The following is a 744-nucleotide window of genomic DNA, read 5'->3' as shown; positions in this document are numbered from 1 at the left end:
CTGCCGTCAACTGCCCGTTAGTAAATAAAACACTATTTGAGGCACACGAAGAAGAAACAGCATGATCAGTTGCGGCGTCAAGGTAGTCACCGTCTATCCGGTTGAAACCTCCCGGAAGTGACGCGTAAATATCAAATAAAAACTGTTTTGCCCCCGTACCCTTCTTGTCCCCGGGATCGAATATGTCCGATTCAACATTTCTGTCTTCGGGGTACTGCTCAAACTTCTTGCTGCAGGAAGAGCTTATTAATGCAATAAAGCATGCAATAGATAAAATAAAAGACCTTTTCATATCCTATTCGATAAGGTTACAATTGAACGTTTATACCGAGGTTAAATATCTTCTGTATTGGATAGGCACCGGTATAGTCCTCCGGATCGGCGTCTCCAAAAGCCTTCGAACTGATCGTATAGAGATTCAATCCACTGGCATAGAGCCTGACAGACCTGACGCTCCCATTTACATGAACCGGCAGCTTATACCCAAGTTCTATTGTCTTCAGACGAAGATAGTTCCCGGGTCTTACCCAAAAACTTGAGGTGAGCCAGTTATTAACAGAGCCATCACGCGGACCCGTACCGGTAGTCAGCCGGGGATAACTTGCAGTTGCTGCTGAAGATGGCGTCCATCTGTTAAGGTGGTTCTCAAAAGCCTGACCGCTGCCATTATTCTGGAATTCCAAATAGCTGTTTCCTGATAAGTTAACGTAGCGGTTCAGTTTTCCCTGCAACAGTGCTGAAAAA

The 744-nt window shown here is 45.3% G+C and carries 2 protein-coding genes; both read right to left on the bottom strand.

Annotated features, from left to right (window positions below; translation table 11 throughout):
* Positions 1 to 292, bottom strand: a 292-nt coding sequence (locus ACNOHI_RS24805; protein WP_420477397.1) for a hypothetical protein, incomplete at its 3' end; no start/stop codon positions are given.
* 16 nt (positions 293 to 308) lie between these two features.
* Positions 309 to 744: hypothetical protein (locus ACNOHI_RS24800; RefSeq protein ID WP_420477396.1), on the bottom strand; the 436-nt coding region annotated here is incomplete at its 5' end.

It is taken from the genome of Noviherbaspirillum sp. ST9 (assembly GCF_048799745.1).
In the GTDB taxonomy this organism is placed as follows: domain Bacteria; phylum Pseudomonadota; class Gammaproteobacteria; order Burkholderiales; family Burkholderiaceae_D; genus Noviherbaspirillum.
This window is presented reverse-complemented; position numbering and strand designations above follow the sequence as displayed.